Annotated in this window: 17 protein-coding genes; 9 read left to right on the top strand and 8 right to left on the bottom strand. The window is 53.5% G+C overall.

Going from position 1 to position 19,250, the window contains the following annotated elements; genetic code table 11:
* The first annotated feature begins 116 nt into the window (after positions 1-116).
* Entirely contained in the window at positions 117-1,016 is a 900-nt protein-coding gene (locus H6F94_RS07190) for a basic amino acid ABC transporter substrate-binding protein (protein ID WP_190801534.1), read from the top strand.
* Between the two features lie 22 nt (positions 1,017-1,038).
* Positions 1,039-1,773, top strand: coding sequence for an amino acid ABC transporter permease (locus H6F94_RS07185; RefSeq protein ID WP_190801533.1), 735 nt, complete (start codon positions 1,039-1,041; stop codon positions 1,771-1,773).
* An 80-nt stretch (positions 1,774-1,853) separates the two neighbouring features.
* Here the strand turns inward: H6F94_RS07185 and H6F94_RS07180 are convergent, their stop codons facing one another.
* Together H6F94_RS07180 and hrcA are read right to left on the bottom strand one after the other, a co-directional pair.
* On the bottom strand, positions 1,854-2,453 hold the full coding sequence (locus H6F94_RS07180) for a hypothetical protein (protein ID WP_190801532.1): 600 nt from the start codon (positions 2,451-2,453) through the stop codon (positions 1,854-1,856).
* A gap of 302 nt (positions 2,454-2,755) precedes the next feature.
* On the bottom strand, positions 2,756-3,937 hold the full coding sequence (hrcA, locus tag H6F94_RS07175) for a heat-inducible transcriptional repressor HrcA (protein ID WP_190801531.1): 1,182 nt from the start codon (positions 3,935-3,937) through the stop codon (positions 2,756-2,758).
* A 184-nt stretch (positions 3,938-4,121) separates the two neighbouring features.
* On the opposite strand from hrcA, the gene H6F94_RS07170 reads away from it, so the two are divergent.
* On the top strand, positions 4,122-4,676 hold the full coding sequence (locus tag H6F94_RS07170) for a hypothetical protein (RefSeq protein WP_190801530.1): 555 nt from the start codon (positions 4,122-4,124) through the stop codon (positions 4,674-4,676).
* 6 nt (positions 4,677-4,682) lie between these two features.
* Here H6F94_RS07170 and H6F94_RS07165 read toward each other — a convergent pair whose 3' ends face one another.
* The 5 genes from H6F94_RS07165 to bchD form a co-directional block, all read right to left on the bottom strand.
* Positions 4,683-5,120, bottom strand: a complete 438-nt coding sequence (locus tag H6F94_RS07165) for a ketosteroid isomerase family protein (protein WP_190801529.1) — start codon at positions 5,118-5,120, stop codon at positions 4,683-4,685.
* A 191-nt stretch (positions 5,121-5,311) separates the two neighbouring features.
* Entirely contained in the window at positions 5,312-5,614 is a 303-nt protein-coding gene (locus H6F94_RS07160) for an STAS domain-containing protein (RefSeq protein ID WP_190801528.1), read from the bottom strand.
* Between the two features lie 464 nt (positions 5,615-6,078).
* On the bottom strand, positions 6,079-7,206 hold the full coding sequence (locus H6F94_RS07155) for an NAD(P)/FAD-dependent oxidoreductase (RefSeq protein WP_190801527.1): 1,128 nt from the start codon (positions 7,204-7,206) through the stop codon (positions 6,079-6,081).
* Between the two features lie 3 nt (positions 7,207-7,209).
* Positions 7,210-8,598: an amidohydrolase family protein gene (locus tag H6F94_RS07150; protein WP_190801526.1), complete on the bottom strand. Its 1,389-nt coding sequence runs from the start codon at positions 8,596-8,598 to the stop codon at positions 7,210-7,212.
* 24 nt (positions 8,599-8,622) lie between these two features.
* Complete coding sequence (gene bchD, locus H6F94_RS07145) at positions 8,623-10,665, bottom strand: magnesium chelatase ATPase subunit D (RefSeq protein WP_190801525.1); 2,043 nt, start codon at positions 10,663-10,665, stop codon at positions 8,623-8,625.
* 1,245 nt (positions 10,666-11,910) lie between these two features.
* Between bchD and rpsB the strand changes: the two genes are divergently transcribed.
* The 4 genes from rpsB to recG all read left to right on the top strand — a co-directional run bounded on the left by rpsB (position 11,911) and on the right by recG (position 16,605).
* Positions 11,911-12,702 (top strand): 30S ribosomal protein S2, encoded by a 792-nt coding sequence (gene rpsB, locus H6F94_RS07140; protein ID WP_190801524.1) that lies wholly within the window; start codon positions 11,911-11,913, stop codon positions 12,700-12,702.
* A gap of 24 nt (positions 12,703-12,726) precedes the next feature.
* The gene (gene tsf, locus H6F94_RS07135; RefSeq protein WP_190801523.1) at positions 12,727-13,383 is read left to right on the top strand and encodes a translation elongation factor Ts; all 657 of its coding nucleotides are present in this window, start codon (positions 12,727-12,729) and stop codon (positions 13,381-13,383) included.
* Positions 13,384-13,514: 131 nt separating this feature from the next.
* Positions 13,515-14,144: a hypothetical protein gene (locus tag H6F94_RS07130; protein ID WP_190801522.1), complete on the top strand. Its 630-nt coding sequence runs from the start codon at positions 13,515-13,517 to the stop codon at positions 14,142-14,144.
* 4 nt (positions 14,145-14,148) lie between these two features.
* The gene (gene recG, locus H6F94_RS07125) at positions 14,149-16,605 is read left to right on the top strand and encodes an ATP-dependent DNA helicase RecG (protein ID WP_190801521.1); all 2,457 of its coding nucleotides are present in this window, start codon (positions 14,149-14,151) and stop codon (positions 16,603-16,605) included.
* Positions 16,606-16,668: 63 nt separating this feature from the next.
* On the opposite strand, the gene H6F94_RS07120 is transcribed toward recG, so the two are convergent.
* On the bottom strand, positions 16,669-16,998 hold the full coding sequence (locus H6F94_RS07120; protein WP_190801520.1) for a YbjQ family protein: 330 nt from the start codon (positions 16,996-16,998) through the stop codon (positions 16,669-16,671).
* Positions 16,999-17,158: 160 nt separating this feature from the next.
* Between H6F94_RS07120 and H6F94_RS07115 the strand changes: the two genes are divergently transcribed.
* The gene (locus H6F94_RS07115; protein ID WP_313949239.1) at positions 17,159-17,869 is read left to right on the top strand and encodes a DUF3038 domain-containing protein; all 711 of its coding nucleotides are present in this window, start codon (positions 17,159-17,161) and stop codon (positions 17,867-17,869) included.
* A 25-nt stretch (positions 17,870-17,894) separates the two neighbouring features.
* Positions 17,895-19,151, top strand: coding sequence for a DUF4335 domain-containing protein (locus H6F94_RS32850; RefSeq protein WP_190801519.1), 1,257 nt, complete (start codon positions 17,895-17,897; stop codon positions 19,149-19,151).
* Positions 19,152-19,250 lie beyond the last annotated feature (99 nt).

Genomic DNA, 19,250 nt, shown 5'->3' with positions numbered 1-19,250 from the left:
TACAGTCTAGAGCTGAAGTCTTCTCCTACACTGATGCTCACAACCGCCGGACCCCTTAAGATTCAGACGCGTTCGACTGATTATTTAGATTATTGAGTGTGGTAAAGGAGTCTTCAGTGTCTGTAGCAAAACGAAAACTAAGCCGTTCGCGCTTTTTGAGACAGTTCCTGGTTGGGTTAGGTGGCACCTTGGTTCTAGCCGCCTGCAATGCTGGTGGTAATGGTGGCGGAACGGGTGGTGAGACTGGCGCCACCGCCACGACAGGGACTGCGACCACAGGCGCAACGCCTGCCGCGACTGGTACCATCACCGTTGCAACAGAACCAGCCTTTCCGCCTTTTGAGTCTCAAGTTGCAGGTGGCAGCGACCTCGAAGGCTTCGATATTGACTTACTGCGGGCAATCGGCGAAGCCTCAGGGCTCACCGTCAATTTCCAGAGCTTGCCGTTTGATGGGATCATCCCAGCGTTACAAGCGGGCACAGTAGATGCGGCAGTCAGCGCGATCACGATTACGGAGGAGCGTGCCAAGACGGTGTCTTTCTCGCGGCCCTACTTCAAGGCCGGTTTGGCAATCGCAGTTCGTGCCGACGATACCGCCATTACTTCGTTCGATAGCTTGCAGGGCAAAAAAATTGCGGCTCAGATTGGGACCACCGGCGCTACTGAAGCGGGCAAGATCTCAGGAGCTCAAGTGCGCACCTTCGACTCTGCCCCTCTAGCCTTGCAGGAGCTAGCGAATGGAAATGTTGACGCCGTGATCAACGATGCACCCGTGACCCTCTACGCAATCAAGAGTGGCAACCTCAAAAACCTCAAGGTTGTTGGGGAACTGCTCACCGAAGAGTTTTATGGGATCGCTCTACCCAAGAATTCTCAGAATCTAGAGGCGATAAATACAGGGTTAGGCAAAGTGATTGAAGATGGCACCTATGCCGAGATCTACAGAAAGTGGTTTGATGCTGATCCCCCTCAGTTACCAGAAACGGTGCCGGCTCCAACCCCGGCTGCTACTTGATCCCGCTGCGGAGTAAGCTTCTGTGTTCGAGTCTCTCAAGATTATTCAGCAGGCCCTGCCTGCCTTACTGCTCGGTGCTGGGATCACCTTGCAGATTACTGCGATGGCAGTCCTGTTAGGCATGGTTGCCGGTTCTTTGATTGGTATTGCCCGTCTGTCTCCAATTGCGCCGGTCCGCTGGTTGATGCGAGCCTATGTCGACTTTTTTCGAGGCACGCCGCTGCTTGTACAGATCTTTATGATCTACTTTGGTCTACCTGCCCTGACTCAAGGGTTTGGTTTAACCTTGCGCTTCGACCGGCTAGTTGCTGCAGTGGTCGCTCTGACTCTTAACAGTGCTGCTTACATTGCCGAGATTGTGCGAGCTGGTATCCAATCAATCGAACCCGGTCAAACAGAAGCTGCCCAGTCTTTGGGTATGGGGTCAGTGCAAACGATGCGTTACATCGTCTTTCCCCAGGCGATGCGTCGCATGATTCCTCCTCTAGGCAATGAGTTCATTACGCTGCTGAAAGATACTAGCTTGGTGGCAGTTATCGGCTATGAGGAGCTGTTCCGGCGGGGACAACTAATCGTTGCTAGCAACTACCGCTCCTTCGAGATCTACACGGCTGTCGCTCTGATCTACCTGGCATTGACGCTGGTTTCCTCACAAGCTTTCAGCTTTCTGGAGCGTCGGATGGATCCTGCAAAGCGAGTTGCTGTCTCACCAAGTTCCCCTCCTAACAGAGACTCAGCGCTGGGTGAGCCTCTATAGCTAGCTCTGTGCCTGAGGTAGGTCTGTACTTGGCCTACCTAGTGCAGCAAGCTCTAAGCTCAGTTAGGTTTAGCCGAAGGCTAAGGCTGCAACACCATGCTCCACTCGCGGGTTTGAGAATTCCAAAACGGAGCCGGTGTCTCACCAACCACGTTAGGCCCCCAGTAGCGCCGGGTGCCATCAATGGCAAAGGCCACAACGACATCTCCTGCTGCAACCTTCAAATCTGCCTCTTCTGGTAGCGAGAGCTTCAAACCCTGCACGCCCCCCTCACCGGGGGCAAAGTCCCAATGCACTGATTCTTGGTTTTGCCCTGCTTTACTCTGCTGAGTTTTCTGGGACCGTAACATCAGCACTATGCGTACAGGATGGCCGGTTTGATTGCCGACGCGCAAAGTTCCCTGTCCCCCCTGAACCGGGCTTTTAGCGATAGAGGGCGACGGTAAAGCTGCATCAATGGAAGTTGGAGTATTCATCCGGCGGGCTGGTTCGTCAGGGACGACATAGGCGGTAGTGGGTAGCTCCGTCGCCGTCCCGCCTGCGGCGGGTGCTCCAGGAGCATTGGCTGATTCAGGGCCTGAACTGAGTAAGCGGTTGACCTGAGGTATACCAAGCGCAGCAACTCCACACAGAGCGACCAAGGCAACGATCAACGCAGGGTAGGTTTTGGTCGCATTCATGCAGGCATCCTGAAGTCACTGGCAAAAAGTTAAAAAGCTACCGCACCGGACCCGCTGAGCTACCAGCAGTGTGGCGAAAACCAGAGATTAAGGCTGCCTCTTAAGGAGTAGCCAGCCTCGTGAAGCTTGAACTTACAGAGACAGGCGAAGCTTTGGGTTTAGCGTTAACTCGGTAGCTCCAGGAGGACGGGCAACGGGAGCTGTATCAAGAAATTACCCCTCCAGCTTACTCACTAACCCTGGAAGTGGGCTACATCCAGAAATAGGGATTTCAACGGGATCGAAGCCTAAAAATAGACAGATTAGGCCGATTGACCAATCGCGTTGGATAGATAGTTAGCCGTAACCTGCACTGAGGCAATGGCCCGCTCATAGGGTAGACGTGTCGGACCTAAGACCCCAACGCTGCCGACTGGAACGCGGTCTAGACAGTAGGCAGAACAGATGAGTGTACAGTTCTGAATGGGCTCTAGCGGGTTCTCCGAGCCGATACGCACAGAAACCCGTGGCATCATGCCCTGGCGCTGGTTCAGTTCCACGCCATTAGGCTCAGAAGTGTCGATCTGCGGCAGGCCCAGGCTATCAGACCACTCGCAGATCAAGGGCCAGAGTTGCTCTTGCTCTTCTTCCAAGAGCTGAACTAGGGCTTGGACCTGTTGTCGTTCTGAAAACTCAGGCTGCCGCAAGACTTCAGCAACCCCGCTAATCAAAATGCGGCCTACACGGGGGGTGTTACCGTGGCGAATTAACAAGGCCAGCAGATGCCGCAGAAATTCTGAATAGCGATGGAACTCTTGGCTGAGATCAAAGCGATCCAAAGCGACTAGCTCGCTCAAAGAACACCCACGTAGATGAGTATTCAAGAAATTAGTCAGAATTTGCAGTTCGTGCTCAAGGTCCAGATCTGAATTGTCTTGGGTTGAACTGGCTTCGTCGCAGAAATCCGTCGGCAGATCCAACAAAACTGAGTAAGTCTGGTAGGAGTCGAGAACTACCACCACCATCACACGACGCTCAGCCACCAGCACCAATTGCAAGTGCCGAATGGCAACTGTGTGCGGTTGAGGGATAGTGATCAAGGCAATACAGCCACTAACGGTGGCCAGCAACTGAGCTGCCCCTCGCAACAGAGCTTCCAGGTTAGGACTGCGATCGAATTCAGATAGCGGACCATTGGTGGAGCCTAGGCGCTGAGCCAAGTAAGACTCCAGATCCTGTACCAAGGTGCCGCGCGGCGTAATCAGCTCGTCTACATAGACTCTGTAGCCTGAGTCAGAGGGAACCCGTCCCGCTGAAGTATGGGGCTGGTAGAGCAAGCCTGACCTCTCCAGCACCGACATGGTGTTGCGAACTGTCGCTGGACTGACCCCAAAATCGTATTCATCGACGAGGACTTTAGACCCTACAGGTTCAGCAGTTGCCACGTAACGTTGAATGGTTGCCCAAAGAATGCGCTGTTGGCGACTGGTCAACTTGACCTTCATATATGGACATGAATCAGGATCAACGAGAGGGAAAGGGAGTTTGTACTAGACCGATTGGCTTCCAGTATGAATAGAAGTGGCGGTTTGAAATGTGTTGATCATAACATCGTTCTCTTTGACCCTTGTTTGGTCGCCTTTTGCTGATCCCCTGTTTTACTACTGTTTTAGTGCCTGTTTTACTGCTATGACCCAACGCCGCTCTCGTCGACCCTCGCCTGATCTTCCTCCTGATGCAGAAAATGGCCTGGAGCAACGCTACCCTGCCTCTTTTAGTCGCGAGGCTACCCAGGAGCGAGGCGCTAGGCTAGCAGGACGGCTTCAGTTTGCTGCTGTTACAAGCGTGATTATCCTGGGTCTGCTCGTGGGGATCAACAGTCTGGGCAAAGCGTCTAGGCCCGCTGCTCCGAGCTCTAATACTGCCCCTAAGGCCAATGTGCCGAGGCCGAAGGTGAACTGGGCACAAATTGATCGAGGGCTGGCGGTGGTAGTCAATCCCCCTGGTTTTCAAGCGACGCTTTACGCCGATCCCCGCAAGACTCGAACCTTACTGGTGCGTAAAGATACCCTCAACGCTGGTTGGCTTTGGGTGCCGGCCCTGCCTTCTGCTAGCATTCCGGCTGGGCTTTATACCTTGGAGCTAGCAGCACCAGGTCGTCGTTCTCTTAATCAAACCGTGCGTATTCAAGCTGGTCGACCCACTATCCTGGGCCGAAACCAGACACTTGAGTTGCCAGAGTAAGATCGCTCAGCCTTTTAGCTGCAACAGTTGCTCTGGAGAGGCTAGCAATTTGACAACGGCAGAGACGATCAGTCCCTCAGCGTTCAGCACAAACTGCCAGGAAACATTCACCCCAAACAAAGCGGTTTGCACTTTGCCAGAGACCCGGACCTGAGTTTGATCATCAGCTAGGGACTCGACTAAGCCCTGTTTCGGCTGAAGCTGCATGCCCTGAGCTTCTGCTTGAAGGAAAGTACTGATTGCGGTTGGCCCAACAACTGGCGATTCGAAGGGAGGATACATTGCACCTTCACTGGCAAATAGCAGCCCGGTCGCCTCGAAATCACCTGCGTTGATCGTCTCGAAGTAACGTAGGATGGCAAGCTGGTCTGTCAATCCCTCAATGATTAGCGTAGGGCTCGAATCATTTTGAGCTGTCAGGAGCTGGGAATCGGAGTTTGACATAGGGTTCCGATAGCATTCAGGTCATTTTTGAGCGAATTGCAACTTTTGACCTGCACCTCTAGGTAGAATTTTCTAAACTTTGAACTAAATCTGTAAAACGGTGCTCAGAAAAAAGGCCCTGACTTTAGCTCAGGACCCTCATAGCAGTCTTTAAAATGGCAGTCTTCAAGCAAAGTTCAAGCTAGCAAAAGCTATTGACGAAAATGCGCTAAGACCCCCGCTAGCTCAAGTGCAACTCGAACTTGAGGAGTTAAACCTTTGAGCGCAATTTTGGCTTGGCGTTTCTTGGCCTGAATCAAGCCCTCAAGAATAGTATTTATTCCTGTCGAATCGATGAATGTGGTTTGCGACAAATCGATTTTTACGTAGGTGCCTTTCTGTACATTAGCCTTGAGATCGCGGCCTAGAAATTTGGCTGTAATAACATCAAGTCGCCCTGGAACTCTTAGGACAACCGTCGATTGTGTTAGCTCTGAATTAACGGAAGTCGGCATAATACTCACAAGGTTCTCGAGCAAGGTAGGTAGATGGCCGAGCTAATTGGTGCACTCGGCAGGAGTGCGCCTTGATGATTGACACTTGGGGCAGCGGAAACTAACTAGTTCTGTGGGTTACCTAGCTCAGGACATTAGCTACCAGTTGCAAACATGATGGTTAATGCTAGGTAAACCAGATACTTATATACTTGGCGAACCAATCTGTAGGCGCAGAATGTTGTAGAAGTCGCTAGCTGTTCTCCACCCGAAAAACTTAATGCTATGACTCCGACAACCTTAAAACTGATGTTTTAGCCTTCCCTCAAATTCTAGATGGGCATAGGTATAGTTAATTACTTAAAGCTTCTAACTCACAACCCAGGTTCTACGGATTGTGAGTTGCTGGTTTCTGGCTCAAACCTGTGAATTACCGGCGTTCTTGCGTAAGGTTAATTTAGCTTGCGCAAAGCTGCTTAAATTGCTTAAGCAAAGCGGCTCAAACCTAGCGGTTTGAGTTCGGTTGGCGGTGCCTGTGTGATCCACTGGGTCATCAATTGTCCTAAGTAAGGGCCAAACTTGAACCCATGCCCACTGTGACCACAGCAGACATAAAAGCCTTCAGGGCCGATTTGGTCAATAATCGGCATCCAATCTGGAGTGACATCGTACAGACCACTCCAGCCTCCCCGCAAGATGGCTGGCTGGCTACTAGGGTAGCGCTTCTGCCATTTCTGTTGGAGGGGAGCCAAACGCTCACCAGGGACGCTGTCATCGAACTGATCTGGGTCAATCGGATCTTGGGTCTGGCCACGATCAAACCAGCCGACAAAGGTGTCAGAACCTTGGGTCCGAAACGAGGTGCCGTGAACGAAGTCATTCACGCTCAAGTGTGGCACGCCAAAGTCCGAGGGGCGTTGTAGAACAGCCATCACCTGACGGCAGGACACTAAAGGCAGAGTTAGACCAACCCATTGGGCCACTTGTGCTGCCCAGGGACCTGCACAGTCGATGACGACCGGGGTTGAAATCTCGAGCTCACCATCAAGACCAGAAGTCTCAACGGTATGTGTACTGCTTCCGGTTTTTAACCCTACAGCAGATGTTTGCTCACGCAAATCAACGCCTGCTTCTCTAGCTCTAGCAGTCAGTGTCGCCATTGTTTGCACAGGGTCTGCATAACCGGCACCCGGTTGATAGCTGGCGAGGCCAACATCGTCAGTGCAGAGGCGGGCATCCAGACTGGCAAGCCCTGTGGCGTTAAACACGCTGACCTGTACACCCAAACCCTGCTGCATTTCAACAGTTTGGTGTAGACTCTGCGTCTGTGCGGGCGGTACTAACACCACAAGCCCAGTTTTGACGAAACCGGCTGAACCCTTGTAGTGCTCGGAAAAGTGGCTGAAAATCTCTAGACTGGTCCGTGCCAACTTCACCAGGGTCGGGTCGGTGTAGTGCTGCGAGATTACTGCAAGGGAGCGCCCAGTTGGCCCACCGCCCAAATGCCCTTTTTCCAGCAAGGTGACGCTTAAGCCAGCTTTGGCTAGATGTAGGGCAACACTAATGCCGGTGATGCCCCCACCAATGACAACTGCATCTGCTGTGTGAGTCATCTTCTACACTCCTGCGTTTTGGCAAATGGTGGCTCGCAGTTCTTCGATACGAGCTTGCGCCTGCGCCACTAGCTTGGCTTCATCAACGTGGACACACTGCCCCTGCTTAACCACAATCTCCCCATTCACAAGCACAGTTTCAACATCATTGCCATTGCAGTTGAACACTAGCGCTGATTCAGCCCGATGCACTGGTGCAATGTGAGCACGCTGAAGGTTAACCAGAACCAAGTCAGCGCACTTTCCCACTTCCAAAGAGCCAATTTGCTCGTCTAGATGCATAGCTCGTGCCCCTCCCATACAGGCCATTTCTAAGATCTGCATGGGGGATAGGACTGCTGCATTCAGGTGATGGACTTTGTGCAAACAAGCAGTGGCTTTGAGCGTTTCCAGATTGTCCTGAGCGTTGTTGCTAGCAGGACCATCCGTGCCCAAGGCAACATTCAGCCCCAGCAGTAATGCCTTGATAATTGGCGCGACTCCAGAGGCCAGATACATATTGCTGACCGGGCAATGGACCAAATTTGCCTGCCGTGCGGCGACGAGTTCTAACTCGCTCTCATCTAGCCAGACCGAGTGCACCAGTTGGGTCCGAGGCCCTAGCAAGCCCATTTTGTCGATGTAGAAGGCTTCTCGCATCCTGTGATCAGCCTGCACCCACTCTTGGGTCGGACGAGTCTCAGCAGTGTGAATATGGATGCACAGCTCATGCTCGCGGGCATAGTCAGCCAGCCCATGACAGAACTCTGGCGAACATAACCAGGTGGTGATCGGGGCAACCGCTAGATAGTACTTGTCATCACGTCCGTGCCAGCTTTGCCGCAACCGCTCCAGCTCAGCGAAGGCAACTTCATGGCTTTCGAGAAAGGGACTGACATCAAAATCAGGCAGTGACGCTCGAACTCGGTCATCGCGGTCCATGCCCCCTCGTGCCAGGCAGCCTTTGATCCCAGTACGCTGCATTCCCTCAAACACGTGATCACAGTTGCGCTTGCTGGTCTGAACGTAGTGGTTTTCGACAACGAAAGTTGCGCCGGACTTGAGGTTCTCGACACAGCCCAAACTAGCTGCTAGATAGAAGTCTTCTTCAGTCAGCAAAGCGGCGTTACGCCAGATCACCCGATCCAGCCAGGTTTCTAGAGGTAGGTCGTCGCGCACACCACGCAGAAACGTTTGAAATAGGTGTGTGTGGGCGTTGACCATACCTGGCATCACCGCCTGACCTGTGGCATCCAGAATTTGGTCGGCCTGCTCCCGTAGCCCCGCAGGCATTTGGGCCATTGGGCCTAAGTCTATAATTCGGCCGTCCTCGATCCAGACGTAACTGTCTCTGTAAATGTCCTGCGTAGCATTCACACAAACCAGCCAGCCGTGCTCGATCAGCGTATTCATTCGGGTCTTACTTCTGGTCTGAGATCACTTGCGCATATCGGCAATGGCGTTGCGCGTCATGCTGGCGATGGCTTGATCGGTGGCTCGGGGGAGCCGGTGGTACTTACCACCAGCTCGTTCTGCCAATTCTTTGGCGAATCCCGTCGAAATGAACTTACTTTCAGTGTCAATCACCAGCAATTGTAGGCCTAAGGCACGGATGCGCCCCGAAATGTCCAATAGCTCACCTTTAATATCTGGTTTGCCTTCGGGGGGTGGCTGCTCGCCTAGCGAGCGAGACAAAGAGATGTTGCCCCGGCCATCGGTGATCGCCACGATCATCACCTGGCCAACATCGCCAGAACTTTGGGCATTGACCGCAACGCGCACTGCTTGCGTGAGTCCATGGGCTAAGGGCGAACCCCCACCACAGGGCAGCAAATCAAGGCGTCGTCGGGCCGCTTCGATCGAACGGGTAGGCGGCAGCAAGACTTCAGCCCGTTCGCCTCGGAAGGGGATCAGCGCCACCTGGTCGCGGTTCTGATAGGCATCGGTTAAGAGGCGCAACACAGCACCTTTGGCGGATTGCATCCGATTTAGAGCCATTGAACCAGAGGCATCAACGACAAAGATCACTAGGGCACCCGCTTTACGGGCTAGGCGCTTCTCGCGTATATCTGAGCTTTCAACAATCACCCGTCGACCCGGATTGCGACTGCGACGCGATTTTTGATAGGGTGCAGCGCTGCGTAAGGTGGCGTCAACTGCGATCCGACGCACCTCGCCACGGGGTAGTACCGGACGAATGTAGCGCCCCCGATCCTGGGAGAACACTAAATTTCGGGCTCCGGATTTGCCGCGACGACGAGCATTTTGAGCGAAGTAAAACAGCTCAGGATCGAGAATTACCCCCTCTGCATCGAAGACAAACTCTTCAGGGATGCTGCTAGGTGGTTGCTGATCTTCCGGTTCTTCTGAGTCTTCTTTGTCTTCCTCGTTTTCCTGTTCCTGATCTGAGTCTTCGGGTTGCTCTGTGTTCTCAGGGGGTGGCGGCGGGGGTGGTGGTGGCGGCGGTTGTTGCTCTACAACGGTCGAGCGCGGAATAATCACCAGCTCCACGGCGCGACGTAAATCATCTGCATTAACTTGGTTGCGGCCATCCAAAGCAGAATGGGCCTTGGCAACACGCACAGCAAAAAGCTCAGCTCGGTGACCTTGCACCCCGCCCCGCACGGCTTCTGCTACCAAATAAGTAATTTGCTCAGAGCTGATGGATACATCCTTGAGCCACTCACGTGCCAAGGTGATCTGAGTTTGCAGGTCTTCGAGATCGCTGGTGTACTGCGCCAGGAAGTGATCGGGTGTATCGGCATAGGCATTGGCTTGTTCCACAGCCTGCACCCGTTGGTCTAGTCCCAAGACTGCATCCGCAGACAGGGCAATGGCAATTCGGTCGAGCAGATGCTCACGCAAGTCCCCTTCTTCAGGGTTATAGGTGGCAATGAGCAAAGGACGGCAGGCATGCTGACAGCTAATTCCTTCTCGCTCAATCCGATTACAGCCCTCAGAAATCGCACCTAGTAACAGGTTGGAAATCTGGTCATCTAGCAGGTTGATTTCATCGATATAGAGCACGCCTCGGTTAGCTTCAGCCAGCAGGCCCGGTTGAAAAACTGATGCTCCTGCCTTGACGGAACGCCCTACATCAACCGAGCCTAGGAGCCGGTCTTCAGTGATTCCCAAAGGAATCTGCACAAAGGGGGCTGGAATGACTTGAGTGAAGGGCATGGGCTGGCCGCCGATCAGGGGCATGCGACCACTCCGCATTTCCTCTAGGCACCAGTCATCCCAATCGGCAGGACGGCTTGGGTCGCAGTTGCTTGGAGAACCTTTAATGACCTCAATGGAAGGCAGTAGTGCGTGAAGGCCGCGAGCCAAAACTGACTTGGCAGTGCCTCGTCGTCCTGCAATCACTACTCCACCAAGGCCAGGATCGACGGCAGCTAGCAATAGGGCGAGTTTAATCGCTTCTTGGCCAACAACGGCAGTGAGCGGGAAGGGGGCAGTAGCCACAGAGGAGGCAGACATGATTCTCGGCAGGCGTGGGGGGAACCTCAGCTCTACAAACCTACCAGTTCTCCATCCTTAACTGACGTCTGTATAAGGATTCGCAAGTAGTGACTGGGCTATGGCTGTCCTTTGCCCTGTCGCCCTAGACACCCTATTCATAACCCCTAATGAAGTGCTTCTGATATCCTTTACACGGGAAGGACCTACTCGACTTGCCCCAAATCATGGGAGGGCATAATCCCTATGAGGGATTGAAAACAGACTTATTTATTGCAGTCTGAGGTCCTTCCCCCCCTTTCCGAAAAACGAAGAACTTATAAAGTCGACGGTTTAGCTCCTCTGTCTCCTTCGGTATTTAGAAGGAGACAGGCCCTTCTGGAGGCTTTACAGCGGAGCGGGGACAATGGACGTAGACTTCACGTCAAATCAAGGGGTCCAGACGTATTTATTGCCATGCAGTGGATTTTAAGGCTAATATTTGCACAGCGAATACCAAATAGGCGCTACCCGCACCACAGGTAACGCCCTCAAAATTTGGCTCGCCGAGTGGGGTTGCTCCCCACCTAATCAAGTTGCCCAAATCCCCCCACAATGGAGGAGTATTTCGCATGGACAAGTCTAGCCTAAGTCAAAGGAGTTTCTCCAGCTTCCAAATCCCGTTGGCCTTACTACCGCCCACAGGAGAGGTCCAAATCAAAGAAAAATCGCAGTTTAAATGCTGTAAATGTCAAGGGCAGCTTCTGTGTCCGAGTGTCGGCCTAGTCTTTGAACTAGCAAGCGAGTTACAGGAATTGATCGAGGAGTATCGGAGGCTTAAAAACCAATTGCAATACTGTTTAGCCAATCTAGCGCGTCTGGGGGTGCCAACAGACGCGCAGTCCATTCTGGACTGGGAGGAGCAGAGCTGCGAGGCTTGGTAAAGCCTCCTAGTTAATTGCAATTCCGGCATTCCCACGCTGAGGTTTAGCAAACTCTATAGGGGCGTTGTTCATGGCTGCCCATGTAGAGTTTGCTGCAAAGTATGGATATCTGTAATATCAACCCTAGATTCAAGCCGGTATCTAGATCACTAGCTTGTAAGTTGGGAAATCTCGCCAACAGCACACTCCACAGGTGTAGACCTCTACGTGATAGCCTTAGAGGGTTGTCTAAATTCCACACATCCGGGGTTGCTGAGGCTTGGCTTCGGTCAAATCGGGTGCTTGCTGCCAGCAATGGAGCAGGTGCAGCCGGATGGAGGTTAAACCCGATAGGAGAAAAAACATGCCTGTTCTTAGCCTGGCTCAAATGCTTGAGTCTGGGGTTCACTTTGGTCACCAGACCCGTCACTGGAACCCCAAGATGTCACCGTACATCTACACCGAGCGCAACGGGGTTCACATCATCGACCTGGTTCAGACTGCAGGCTACATCGACCAGGCATACAACTTCATGCGCACCGCTTCTGAGCAAGGCAAAAAGGTCTTGTTCGTCGGCACCAAGCGGCAAGCAGCAGGCATTGTGGCTCAAGAAGCCCTGCGCTGCGGTAGCCACTACGTCAACCAGCGCTGGTTGGGTGGCATGCTCACCAACTGGGCCACGATTAAGACCCGGGTAGACCGCCTCAAGGACCTAGAGCGTCGTGAAGAAAGCGGAGCCCTGGATCTGCTGCCTAAGAAGGAAGCCTCATCTCTGCGTCGCGAAATGGAAAAGCTGCGCAAGTATCTTGGTGGCATTCGTACTATGCGCAAGGTTCCCGACATCGTCGTGGTTGTCGATACCAAGCGTGAGTACAACGCCGTGCAAGAGTGCCAGAAGCTCAACATCCCCATCGTGTCGATGTTGGACACCAATTGCGACCCTGACGTCGTAGATGTGCCAATCCCCGGCAATGATGACGCGATCCGCTCCATTAAACTGATCGTGGGTAAGCTAGCTGACGCGATTTATGAAGGTCGCCATGGTCAACTCGAAGATGAAGAGGCTTACGAAGACTACGCTGGTGCTGAAGGAGACTACGTAGACGACGTGCCAGAAATTCCTGAAGAGGCTGAGCAACCAGCAGCAGCAGAGTAAACGGGACTGTTAAGGACGTAAACCATGGCAGAAATATCGGCACAACTAGTTAAACAACTGCGCGAGAAAACTGGCGCAGGCATGATGGACTGCAAGAAGGCCTTATCTGAAACAGATGGGGACGAAGCCAAAGCCGTTGAGTGGTTGCGCAAGAAGGGCAAAGCCTCGGCTGAGAAGAAGGCTGGCCGTGTAGCTGCTGAGGGCATTATCTCTTCCTACATCCACACCGGTGGCCGCGTCGGTGTGCTGGTGGAAGTGAACTGCGAGACTGACTTCGTCGCTCGTCGCGAAGAGTTTAAAGAACTGGCTCGCAACGTAGCTATGCAGATTGCTGCTTCTCCGGTGGACTATATTCGCATTGAAGATATTCCTCAAGAAATCGTAGAGCGTGAGCGCCAGATCGAAGCCGGCAAAGATGACCTTGCCAAGAAACCCGCTGAGATCAAAGAGAAGATCATCTCCGGTCGCATTGAAAAGCGGCTTAAAGAAATGACTCTTCTGGATCAGCCCTACATTCGTGACCAGGCGATCACGATGGATGAGCTGATTAAAAACACGATTGCGACTCTGGGTGAGAACATTCAGATCCGTCGCTTCGTGCGCTTCACACTGGGCGAAGGCATCGACAAGCAAGAAACAAACTTTGCTGAAGAAGTTGCCGCTCAGATGGGCCAGAAGTGAGCTTACTGCTGTTGCCCGGTTAGCTAGTTTTCTCAGCTGGCTAGCAACAGGGTTTTAGCTAGAGGGGGCGGGTCCGTGACCTGCCCTTTTTTGGGAATTATGATAGCTGAGAGACCTGTTATACAAAATCCATGATTGGCACGGTCGAGCGGCTTCAAAAAGATATTGCGCAACTTCAGACCGAGATCCTCTCAGTTGCTAGCGAGATTCAAGAAACCAGCGGCAGCTATATCACTGTACTGGCGGAGACAGTAGCTAAACAGGCGCTCCTGTCCACCTATCAGCTTTGTACGCGTGCTTTTCCGAGCCGCTTTCTAGCGCTCAGTGTGTACGAACGGCAGCAACTTCAGCAAGACCTGCGCAAGCTAATTACCGAGCGCCAGCGTCAGATGCCTGAGGAACTGATTCAAGCCATGCAAGCCGCTTCGTTAGAACTCAATGGTTTTCAGGAGGAGCTAGACACGATCATTGCTCGTGAGCTCAAAAGCTTAGGAGATGCGATCAGTGAGCGGTTGCATGAAGTTTCTGTTTTGCCAGAGGCAACGAGCTCGGCTGCTGAGGAGGATGCTCCGGGTGTACACCTGCGCTTGAGCGAGATTGAGTTTGCTGATCGTTCGGTGATGGGCTGGCGCTCTCAGTTGCGAATTCTGAGTGCAAGGCTGGCTCGTCTACAACGCGAGCTAGTGCAGAAGCAGGAAGAGCAGACAGTTGCCGCTGCCGAGGCAGCCTGGCGCTCTACTTGGTCCGACGAAAGCGTCTAAGCCTATGGAGCAGCAGGGGCTCGACTTCCCGCGATTGCACAGAGCTTTAGCTGTTGAAGCAGAACGGGGCTTTGCTGATCTACCGGGCAAGCAGTACCGTTTTTCCGAGTTTTTAGCGCTCAATTTGAGTCAGCCAGTACCCCCGGTCCTGGGTGCCGATGGGCGTCGACGCTGGCGAGAACTAGCCGAAAAATTCAACACCTACCCAGATCTGGGTTTGGCTAAACGGCAGCACTTAGTGGCTGAAACCCGACGCTTCCTACGGGAAGCTCAAGCTTCCCTGGAAACGAGTCAGCGGCCACCAGAACCTAGAGTGCGCCAACCCCGCACTCGTACTCAAGCTGGGGCTCAAGAGGTGCCTGAGCTGGATGAGTCGTTGCAGTTTCTCAAAACAATTGGTCCCAAGAGCGGTGAAAAGTTGGCTCGGCTTGGCCTATACACCGTCCGCGATGTGCTGGAATACTACCCTCGTGACCACATCGATTATGCTCGCCAGGTCAACATAGCTGATCTGGAAGCAGGTGAAACGGTGACTCTAGTAGGCCGAGTTCAGCGTTGTAACTGCTTCGCCAGTCCCCGTAACTCGAAGCTGACGATTCTAGATCTGCTCCTGAAGGACAGTACCGGCTCGATTAAGCTGGGTCGCTTCATCGCTGGACGTCAGAGCAATCGAGCCTTTCAGGAAGCGCAGAAAAAGCTTTACCCACCAGGTACAGTTGTGGCCGCCTCCGGCTTGGTGAAAGAGAGTAAATACGGCCTGACCCTCGACAATCCTGAGCTAGAAGTTTTGGACCATGCTCGTGATGAGATCGAGTCGCAGAAGGTTGGACGGGTTGTGCCAATATACGCCTTGACCGAAGGGGTAACGGCAGATTTGGTGCGCCGCGCTGTAGTGGCTGCTTTGCCTGCGGCGGTCACTCTGCAAGATACTCTACCCGAGTCGATGCGGCAGAAATATAACTTAGTTTGCCTGCCCGAGGCAATTGCCCACATTCACTTTCCGCCTCACGGAGATGCATTAGCGCAGGCTCGACGGCGGCTCGTGTTTGAGGAGTTCTTCTTTCTGCAATTGGGCTTGCTACGTCGCCGTCAGCGCCAGAGAGCTGAACAGATGAGTGTGCCTCTAGCCGCTACAGGCACACTCATCGAGCAGTTTTACACTGTGCTGCCCTTCGAACTGACAGGGGCACAACGGCGGGTAGTGAATGATATTTTGAATGACCTGCAAAAGACAGCACCGATGAACCGGCTGGTGCAGGGAGATGTCGGTTCTGGCAAAACGGTAGTAGCTGTGGTGGCGTTATTGGCTGCAATCCAGGCTGGTTACCAGACAGCTCTGATGGCTCCCACTGAGGTGTTGGCGGAGCAGCACTACCGTAAGCTGGTGAGTTGGTTCAATCTGCTGCATCTGCCTGTAGAACTGCTGACAGGGTCTACAAAGGCGGCTCGCCGTCGTGAGATCCATAACCAGCTTGAAACAGGCGAGTTGCCCCTTCTAGTGGGTACCCACGCGCTGATCCAAGATCGGGTGCGTTTCAATCGGTTGGGATTGGTGGTCATCGACGAGCAACACCGCTTCGGTGTGGAACAAAGGGCGAAACTGCAACAAAAGGGCTCGTCTCCTCATGTCCTAACTATGACGGCGACGCCGATTCCACGCACCCTGGCCTTGACTATGCACGGTGACTTGGACGTGAGCCAGATTGACGAGTTGCCACCGGGACGGCAGGCCATTCAGACCCGAGCACTAGTGGCTAGTGCAAGCAAATGGCGGGAGGTTCATGACTTGATGCGTGAGCAAATCCAGCAGGGACGCCAGGTCTATGTAGTGCTGCCCCTGGTGGAAGAGTCTGAAAAGCTAGATCTGAAGTCAGCCGTCGAGGAATACCAGCACTTTCAAGAAGTGTTTCCAGAGTTCAGCGTAGGGCTATTGCATGGGCGGATGTCCTCTGCTGAGAAAGACGACGCGATCAGCCGCTTTCGGGATGGACACACCCAGATTTTGGTCTCTACTACGGTTGTGGAGGTGGGCGTCGATGTTCCTAATGCAACGGTCATGGTGATCGAACATGCTGAACGCTTTGGCCTATCACAGCTACACCAGTTGCGGGGACGGGTGGGACGGGGAGCAGCCCAGTCTTTCTGCCTACTCGTAAGTAGCTCCAAGAGCGAAACCGCTCAACAGCGCTTGCGAGTGCTAGAGCAGTCCAACGACGGCTTCTTCATTGCAGAAATGGATTTGCGCTTCCGGGGGCCGGGGGAGGTCCTAGGAATGCGCCAGTCAGGTTTGCCTGATTTTGCCCTAGCTAATCTAGTTGAAGATCAAGACGTACTGGAGCAGGCCCGTGAAGCTGCCGAAAAGACGCTGCAAATTGACCCTAGCTTGAGCCGCTGGCCTGCTCTGGCAATTGAGCTCGAGCGTCGCTATCGCAAGCTACTAGGCGGCGCGATCTTGACTTAGAAATTTATATTAATCTTGCTTCTTGCTGCTCTCGAGCGGCTGCTACTTGCTGCTGATTGCCACTTACTGCCGCAATTTGACTGCGGTTCCTGTAGCCGTGATCAGTAGCAGAACGCCACTCTGGTCTAGGTTGATTGTCCCTGTGTCTAGTTCAACACCCACGACTGCATCAGCTCCTAAGCGCTGAGCGCGCTGTTGAAGCTCGGCCAGGGCATCCCGTTGACCCTGCTCAAAAACTCGTTCGTAGCTACCTGTCCGCCCGCCGATAATGTCTCGTATACCCGCGAAAAAGTCACGTAGGGCATTGCTACCATAGACTACCTCAGCAGTGACAATTCCCAAATAACTGTCAATACTGGCTCCTTGGATCACATCGGTGGTGGTCACAATCATGGTCTAACCTTGCATAAAATGTGCTGCTTTAGCCCCAGTAGTCGAGGATAGCGATCTAAGCGCACCTTGACCACAGTTAGGACTGGAGAAATCAGCACTACAACAGGTGGCGCATTGTTGGCGTATCCTGTCTGGGGTAGCTCAGCACCCTGGGGGGCGAGTGACCTCAGTCTCAGGGACGGTTACGATTTTTGCAACGCGACTACAACACCAGCTTGAATCGCCCATCCTAGTTGAAGACATGCGTTCCAGGTCCAATCGGCCCTTGACAACTCTGACCCCACGCTCTGCCCAGTGGCAAGAGTGGGCTCCTGCCATCTCAGCTACACCCAATCCAGCTCAGCTCGATAACATCAAAGCCCAGCTTGATCTGGTGTTGATGGCCCTCGAAGCGCTAGCAGGGGTAGGCTCCGATGCCATGCTCCAAGCCGCAGCTGAACTAAAGCTAGAGGGTTTTACCGATCGCGTCTCGCTCTGGCGAATGCGAGCCTCCAGTCCCTTACGTAAGGGCAGTGGTGGGCGCAAGAAGCTAGACATTGAGGAAGCCCGCGCCTTGGTGCTGATCAGTTGCTATCTGGCATCAGAGCATCAAGTGCGTATTCGTCAGGCAGTGGCCTTGTTAGAAAAGCTCACTGAACAGGGGCGCCCACCCCATCAAGCTGCCTTGCTAGGGGACTATCTGGACCGTTTTCAGAACACCTACCAAGAACGAATGGCCGAGTATCTAGCCGATGGCGAAGCAATCACCCCGGACCAGCTCACCCATCTGTCGCTCAAGCTACTGATTGACCTGCTGTTCTATAGCGGACCTGGAGGCCCCCGCCGCCTCTGGATGGCTCTGCTCGACCGTAGCATCCAGCGCCCCCTCTGACCATCGTCAGTCTTCAGGAGCCATCATGACTTCTACCTTGCGCCGCTACGTTCACCCCTCGACAACAAGCCCATCCTGCGTTCTAGATGTCTGGGCTGAGGCTTCCCCTCTGTCTCGATGGACTGGGCGCCCATTGCTAAAAAACTTGCGTTTCCGGCTGAGCTTTCTAGAAACTGGCATCACAGTGATTGGTGGTCGCAGTCAGCTAGAGGTTCTGACTGAAGTAGTTGATGCTTATGTCCGCGGCAAGTTGACCTCTATTCCTACACCACCGCCTAACCCGTATAGCATCTCCCTGACCTCGGTTGGGACGCTGTGCCATCGTTTGCAGTTTGGCAGTTTACAAGCTGAGCAGTCAGAGGCAGGCTTGCTCAGTCCGGTGACCCTAAGTACCCTGCAACTATTTGACTTGGCAGCTTGCCTAGAGCAGTGCTCCACTGAGGTTATGGCTCTCCCCGATCTCACGCCACTGACAGCGCTTACAGCTCAGTTTAGAGGGCCTCTGCTCAACTCTCCAGCTCTACGTAGTGCTGCCCTAGTTATCTTTACAGTGGGAGCAACCTTAACAGCAGTTCGTGTTTTGCAGACCCCGACTTCATCCTCAACAGCTAGTGCTCCTACTGCCCAGGCTGACAATCAGCGTGTCGCCCTGCAGCCTGGCGAGCCTCAAGCCAACCAGCCTGGGCCAATACCGACGATTCTGCCTGGTCCTACAGTGGCAGCAACACCGTTTGATCCTTTCACGGTAGAAACACCAGACGTTTCGGCAGCATCGCCGCCACTACCTACTCTGAAAGTTACTCCGCCCTCCCCAGCAGCGGAGGCTCTCCCCCCGCCGCCACCTGCCTCATCCTTGCCAGGGGCTCCTAGCCCGTCTCCAGCCCCTCAAGCCCAAGCCCAAGCTCAACAGCCTAGTATTGAGTCTGCGCCTGACAACGCAAGCAGTGGTACAACTAGCAGCGGCTATACCCTCAGAGCTGCGCCTGAGCGTAACCTGATCATCGATTCGGTTGCTCGGCTCCAGGAGCAACTCCAAGACCGCTGGACACCTCCTGCTGAGGCTAACGGACCGCTGGACTACCGAGTTTCGGTAAGCGCCAGCGGAGCTGTGCAAGAGGTCACACCACTGACCCCAATAGCTCGTACCTATCGGGATAGCCTGCCTCTAACGCCTCTACCGACTACATTGGACAACTCAGCCGGTGGTGCGATTGAGGTACTTTACCTGCGGCTGGCTCCTGATGGACAAATCCAAGTGAGCCGAAGTCCCCTTAGACCTTAGAGCTAGTTTTAATTCAAATTGGAGGTTCTATAACTTTTTAGGGATGCATTCGGCTGTTTCAATATGATTTCTTGGTAAAAAATTCGCTTATTAAAGAGG

The organism is Leptolyngbya sp. FACHB-261, assembly GCF_014696065.1.
Taxonomy (GTDB): Bacteria; Cyanobacteriota; Cyanobacteriia; order FACHB-261; family FACHB-261; genus FACHB-261.
Note: the sequence above shows the minus strand (reverse complement) of the source record. Positions and strands in the feature narration are given on the sequence as shown.